Here is a 5,811-nt window from a genome sequence, read left to right as displayed (position 1 = left end):
TGGTCGCGGTCTTCGCGGGCCCCCCGGGCGTGTTCCACCCGCCCCGCGGGGGAGCCCGGCCCCCGGGGGGGGGGGGGGCGCGGGGCCCCCCCCCCCCCCCCCCCCGGCGCAGGTGGTCCACTACGACCGCCGCGAGCGCGCCCGGCTGGCCGTGCGGCCCGGCCTCACCGGCTGGGCGCAGCTCCAGGCCCGCGGGCCGTCCGCCGGGCTGAGCCGCCCGCAGTGGGCGGAGCTGGACCTCTGGTACGTCGAGCACCGCTCGTTCGGGCTCGACCTGCGGATCCTCGGTCTGACGGTCAAGGCGTTGCTGTGCCCGGACGACGGCGCGGTGGGCGACCGCGTACGGCCCGGCCGCCGAACCGGTCGGCCTGGGTAGGCTGCGGTTCATGGCCATTCCTCAGTTTCTCGCCGAGCTCCGTTCCGTGGTGGGCAACCGCCCGCTCTGGCTGAGCGCCGTCGCGGGCGTCGTGCTGGACGACCGCGACCGGGTGCTGCTCGCCAGACGGTCCGACGACGGGCGGTGGGCGGTGGTGGGCGGCATCCTCGACCCCGGGGAGCAGCCGGCCGACGGCGTGGTGCGCGAGGTGCTGGAGGAGACGGGCGTGGTGGCGGTGCCCGAGCTGCTCGCCTCGGTCTCCGTCACGGAGCCGGTGACGTACCCGAACGGCGACGTGACGCAGTACCTGGTGCTGACCTTCCGCTGCCGGGCGATCGGCGGCGAGGCGCGGGTGAACGACGACGAGTCGCTGGAGGTCGGCTGGTTCGCGCTGGACGCGCTGCCGCCGATGATCGACCTCGAACACGAGCGGCTGCGGCACGCGCTGGAGTGCGAGGGGCCGGCGGTGTTCTCGTGGGAGGGCAAGGAGCGCCCCTGACGGTGCCGGGCGCCGGACCGGTCACCCGGGCGATGATCACCCGACGAGTCCCGGGTTACCGGCCGGCCGGTTCGCCCACCGATCGGTTTGCGCCAAAACCTCAGCCCTTGTGCTGGCGGTAGGCCTCCTCGGCCGCGTCCAGGACCGCGGCGAGGTCGCCGCCCGCGGTCGCGGTGGCGACGGCGGCGACCGTGCCCTCGACGAAGGGGGCGTCGGCGAAGCGGACCGGGAACGGCAGGCCGTGCTCGTCGGCCTCGGTGAGCAGGGCCCGTACGGTCGTGACCGCGCTGCCCAGGTCGGCCAGCACGACGACGCCGTGGCCCTGGTCGACCCGGCGGGTGGCGGCGGCCACCAGGACGGCGCTGATGCCGGGTCCGGCGGCCGGGTCGCCCCCGGTGGCGGCGACCGGGGCGGGGGAGTCGGATCCGGTCAGTGCGAGCGCCAGGGTGCGGACGGCGGTGGCCAGTTCCTGGCTGTGGGACACCAGGACGATGCCGACCCGGCCGTGCGCGGGCGGCCGGCCGCGGGTCGGCCGGGGCAGCGGGGCGCCGGAGGGCGGGGTGCGGGGCGCCGGGGGGTGGGCCGAGGGGGCGTCCGAGATGGGGATGACATCGGCGCGGGCGCCGTCCCGGCGGTTCATCGGCTGCTCCCTGCGGGGGTCTCGGGTCGGGACCGGTCCGGGCGGTGTGCCGGGCGGGGCGCCGGGCCGCGGACCGGACGTCGGGTCGAGGTCCTCCTCACTCTGGCAGCTGCCTGCGGCCCCGCCGGGCGGACACGCCCGCCGCCCGCCCGCCGCCCGCCGCCGGTGCCCGGCCGGGTGGAGACCTCGTCAACCCGCTGACCGGGGCGGGCGGGTGTGGCTAGGCTGGCCGGGAAAGCCGTCGGGAGGAGACCGAGCAGTGGCATCGAACAGCGGGACTGACGTGGAGACGGCCGGCGCCCGGGGAGCCGGGGCGGGGCCCGAGCTCGCGCCCAGCGGGAAGCCCAGGGTGGACTTCACCGGCGCGACGTGGCTGTGCAGCAGCCAGGGGGTCGGGGACGTCCAGATCGCGTTCGTGGACGGGTACATCGGGATGCGGGACGGCCGTCAGGAGGACGGGCCGGTACTGGTGTTCACGCCGGGCGAGTGGCGGGCCTTCGTGCTCGGCGCGCGGGACGGCGAGTTCGACCTCACCTGAGTCGTCGCACGGGCCCGGGAGGGCGAGGAGTGCGGTCGTGGGGCGGCCCCGGGGACGGGGTTCGCCCCACGGGCGTTCCAGGAGTCCCTCCGAGGAGCGGCACGGGGGTTCGCCACGGGCCGCCGCGGATCCGATACGGAAGGGCCGCTGACGGCACGGAAAGGCCGCTGACGGGTCGTCGGAGGGTCGCCGGAGGGTCGCCGCAGGGCCGACTCACAGCCGGCTCACGGCCGGTTTCAGGTAGCGATCATCACAACAGATGATCTATTGAGCATGCCTCGTCAGAATTTCTGTTGACTGTTAGACAAACGCAGCTCAGAGTATGAGCACAGGCAGACGCCGTGCCCACCGCCCCCACGCGGCCAGACACGGCGCCTGCTGTGCGGCCCGGCAGCGTTGCCGGGCCATCCTCCCAGTAGTCCCCTGCGCACCGGGGTGCGTCGGCCGGTCCCGGCCCACGAGGGGCCGGCAGTCGCCGGGAGGTCGGCGCCGAATCCGAGAGCGACTCGGACCGCGGCACCATGTGCTCGGGACCCGCACGCCCCCACGCGGCGGCGTCCCGAGCAGATCCACGGGAGCGACGGGCCGGGGCCCCGCGGATCTGGTCTCTTGTTGCGTGAACTGCACGGAACTGCAGGAACTGCACGGAACTGTTGGCTTGTGGCTGTGCTGTGTGCGACGACGAAGCTGGGTGCTCGGCGGATCGGCACGACGATGTGCACAGTGAGGGATACGCGTGTAGGGCCGCGTATGCGACATGCCGTCCCCCCGGAGGGTGAAACCCAGAACGGCTGTCGTGCTGAACCGAACGTAGCCCGGACGGTTGCTCAGAGTCAACATTGGTCTCTGAGCGTGGATCTCCCGCCGGTGCCCCACCCACCCCGCGAGCGTGGTGTGCCGGACACGTACGATGTTCCCATGTCTTTTCTCCGCCGTCGCTCCGGACAGCCCGCCGGCCCGGACTTCGACGTGCTCGCGATGGACCCGGGCGACTGGCCCGGCGACTTCGGTGCGGCCATGATGACCGGCCCGGACGGCTCCTGCCAGGGGATTTTCCTGCGCTACGACCTGTTCGGCGGCAGAGGCCCGGCGATGTTCATCGGCAACCTCCCCGAGGGCTCGCCGGCCCGGGAGACCGGTGACGACGTCCCCTTCGAGGTGCGCCAGCTGCTCGCGGCCCTGGAGAACGACGAGCCGGTCGACTTCGTCTCGGCCGAGGACTTCCCGGTCATGCTCGGGGACGACCTGCTGATCGTGAAGAAGGTCAAGGTCAGCGAGGAGCGCGTGTTCTGCGCCCAGTTCGGCCGCAGCGACGGCGTCCAGGTCACGATCGCGTCCTGGGACCGACCGATTTCGGACGACCTGTATCAGCTCCTGAAGCCGCTCCCCGCGGACATGTTCCAGCAGGGCTGAAAACCGCCGTCCGCCCCTCGTTCGTCCGCCGTCCACCCGGTGCTCGTCCGGCGGCCGTCCGCCGTCCGGTCCCCGGGCCGCTGCTTGACGGTTTCGATCACCGGTTCGTACAGTCGCGGACATGTCGTGCCGTCTCCCGCTGCTGACCCGCCGCAGCTATCTGGACCTGCGGCGCACCGCCAGCGCGGCGTGTCCGGGCCACTGAACGGCGGAGCGCGTCCGGCCGAGCGGCCGGAACCGATCCGGGGTCGGACCCCGTGCCGAACCGGGTCCGGACCTGCGCGCCGCCGACCGACGGTGCGAGCCCGCCCGGCGGGCCGCCCGCAGTTGCCGAGCCCCTGCTGCCGTCCGGAGGCACCCGCACCATGACCACGACCGCCGCCGACCCGTCGCCCGTCGCCGCCGCCCTCGCGGGGCTGCCCCGGGTGGTCGACCTGCTCGCCGCCCGCGCCGAGGAGCACGACCGGGACGCGACCTTCCCCTACCAGGGCATCGAGGCGGTGCACGAGGCCGGGCTGCTCACCCTCACCGTGGCGCAGCGGTACGGCGGCCCGGGCGGCACGCTCGCCGACACCGTCCGGGTGCTGTCCCAACTCGGCCGCGGGGACGCCTCGGTGGCTGTTGTGACCGCGTTCACGCTGCTCCAGCACGCCGAGCAGGCCCGCCGGGCGCCGTGGCCGGCGGCGGGCTACCGGAGGCTGCTGACGGAGTCCCGGCGCGGGCCCGCCCTGGTCAACACGCTGCGCGCGGAGCCCGGCGGCCGGCCGGGGGCGCTGCCGGGGACGGTGGCCCGGCGGGACGGGGACGGCTGGCGGCTCACCGGGCGCAAGACGTACTGCACCGGGGCCGAGGCGCTGGCCTGGATGGCGGTGACGGCGCGGACGGACGAACCGGAGCCGCGGGTCGGCACGTTCCTGGTCCGCGGCGAGAGCGAGGGCGTGGAGATCGATCCCACCTGGGACCAGCTGGGCCTGCGGGCCAGTGCCAGCCACGACGTGGTGCTGGACGCGGTCCGGGTGCCCGCGGAGCTCGCGCTCGGGCTCACGGTCGTGCGCCGCGCCGAGGGCGGGCAGGACGCGCCGGAGCGGACGGCGGGGGACCGCGTCGCGGAGGCCGAACTCGCCCGCGCCTGGCACGATCTGGCCCTCTCCGCGGTCGCGGTCGGGGTGGCGAGGGCGGCCCAGGCCTGGCTCGTCCGGTTCCTGAACCAGCGGACTCCGGCCAATCTGACCGAGCCGCTCGGCGTCCTGCCGCGCTACCGCTGCGCGCTCGGCGAGATCGAGGCCCAGCTGATCGGCGCCGAGGAACTGGTCGAGGGGCTGGCCGCGCGGGTGGACCGGGGCGAGCGGGAGGCCGTCGTGCGGACCGGACCGGCCCACCTGCTGGCGACCAGGGCCGCGACCGCCGCCGTCCAGCAGGCCGTCGCGCTGACCGGCAACCCGGGGCTGAGCCGGCGTCACCCGCTGGAGCGCTACCTGCGGGACGTGCTCAGCAGCCGGGTGCACCTGGCACCCGAGGAGGCCGTCCTGGAGTCCGCCGGCCGGGCCGCCCTGGAGCGCGGCGCCCGGCCGTAGGGCGGCTGCCGTCCGGCCTGGTCACGGGGCCGCAGCGGCACGGGTGCCGCGCTCCAGGGCGGCCCGGGACCGGTCGGTCAGCGGGTGCCCACGGCGGCCCGGACGGCCCGGCGGGCCAGGGCGGCGTCGTCGTAGAGGCGGCGGATCATGATCCGCTGCTCCTCGCCCGCGCCCGGGACGTCGTAGAGCCGGATCTCGCGCATCAGCACGAGCACCAGGTTGATCAGGAACGCGTCCCTGGCCATCGTGCCGCCGCTCTGGGCGAGTTGGCTGATCTGACGGCGCGCCGCGGTGTCGCCGGACAGGACGCTCCACAGGACCGCGAGGTCGTAGCCGGGCAGGTACCAGCCGGCCTGCTCCCAGTCCACCAGCACCGGACCGGACGGCGCCAGCAGCATGTTGCTGAGCAGGGCGTCGCCGTGGCAGAGCTGGAGCGGGGTGTGGCCGAGGCCGTGCAGCAGGCCGCGCAGGTCGCCGGCGTCCCGGTCGGTCAGCTGGCCGACCGAGTGGTAGCGGGCGATCTCCATCTGGTAGTCCAGCCGGGGCTGGAACACGTCGCCCGGCGGGCGCCACAGGTTGAGCGTCCGGACGGCGGTGAGCAGGGCCCGGACCTCGCCCGGGGTGGGCGCGTTGACGGGGTGGCGGTGGCCGGGGGGGCGGGGGCCCCCGGGACGCGGGGGGCGAGGGGCCCCGCCCGGGGGAGGGCGGCGGCGTCCCGCCCGGGGCGCGGCCCCCGGCGGCGGGGGGGCGCCGGACCGCGGGGGACCCCCC

The 5,811-nt window shown here is 75.5% G+C and carries 6 protein-coding genes and 1 pseudogene; 5 read left to right on the top strand and 2 right to left on the bottom strand.

Going from position 1 to position 5,811, the window contains the following annotated elements:
• Positions 1-376: sugar transferase (locus tag ACFV4G_RS41910; RefSeq protein ID WP_380448604.1), on the top strand; the 376-nt coding region annotated here is incomplete at its 5' end.
• A 10-nt stretch (positions 377-386) separates the two neighbouring features.
• A complete protein-coding gene (locus ACFV4G_RS41905) occupies positions 387-875 on the top strand; it encodes an NUDIX domain-containing protein (protein ID WP_359970746.1) in 489 nt (162 codons plus the stop codon).
• A gap of 100 nt (positions 876-975) precedes the next feature.
• On the opposite strand, the gene ACFV4G_RS41900 is transcribed toward ACFV4G_RS41905, so the two are convergent.
• Entirely contained in the window at positions 976-1,515 is a 540-nt protein-coding gene (locus ACFV4G_RS41900) for a PTS-dependent dihydroxyacetone kinase phosphotransferase subunit DhaM (protein WP_380448602.1), read from the bottom strand.
• Positions 1,516-1,798: 283 nt separating this feature from the next.
• Here ACFV4G_RS41900 and ACFV4G_RS41895 point away from each other — a divergent pair, with 283 nt between their 5' ends.
• From ACFV4G_RS41895 to ACFV4G_RS41885, 3 genes are all read left to right on the top strand, one after another.
• A complete protein-coding gene (locus tag ACFV4G_RS41895; protein ID WP_380448617.1) occupies positions 1,799-2,053 on the top strand; it encodes a DUF397 domain-containing protein in 255 nt (84 codons plus the stop codon).
• Positions 2,054-2,971: 918 nt separating this feature from the next.
• Positions 2,972-3,466, top strand: a complete 495-nt coding sequence (locus tag ACFV4G_RS41890; protein ID WP_329926780.1) for a hypothetical protein — start codon at positions 2,972-2,974, stop codon at positions 3,464-3,466.
• 365 nt (positions 3,467-3,831) lie between these two features.
• The gene (locus ACFV4G_RS41885; protein WP_380448600.1) at positions 3,832-5,040 is read left to right on the top strand and encodes an acyl-CoA dehydrogenase family protein; all 1,209 of its coding nucleotides are present in this window, start codon (positions 3,832-3,834) and stop codon (positions 5,038-5,040) included.
• Positions 5,041-5,117: 77 nt separating this feature from the next.
• On the opposite strand, the pseudogene ACFV4G_RS41880 reads toward ACFV4G_RS41885, so the two are convergent.
• Positions 5,118-5,742 (bottom strand): annotated as a pseudogene (locus ACFV4G_RS41880) (phosphotransferase family protein); the annotation flags it as partial.
• Positions 5,743-5,811 lie beyond the last annotated feature (69 nt).

It is taken from the genome of Kitasatospora sp. NPDC059747 (assembly GCF_042732955.1).
In the GTDB taxonomy this organism is placed as follows: Bacteria; Actinomycetota; Actinomycetes; order Streptomycetales; family Streptomycetaceae; genus Kitasatospora.
The sequence above is the reverse complement of the archived record's forward strand: the minus strand, read 5'-3'. Positions and strand labels throughout refer to the sequence as shown.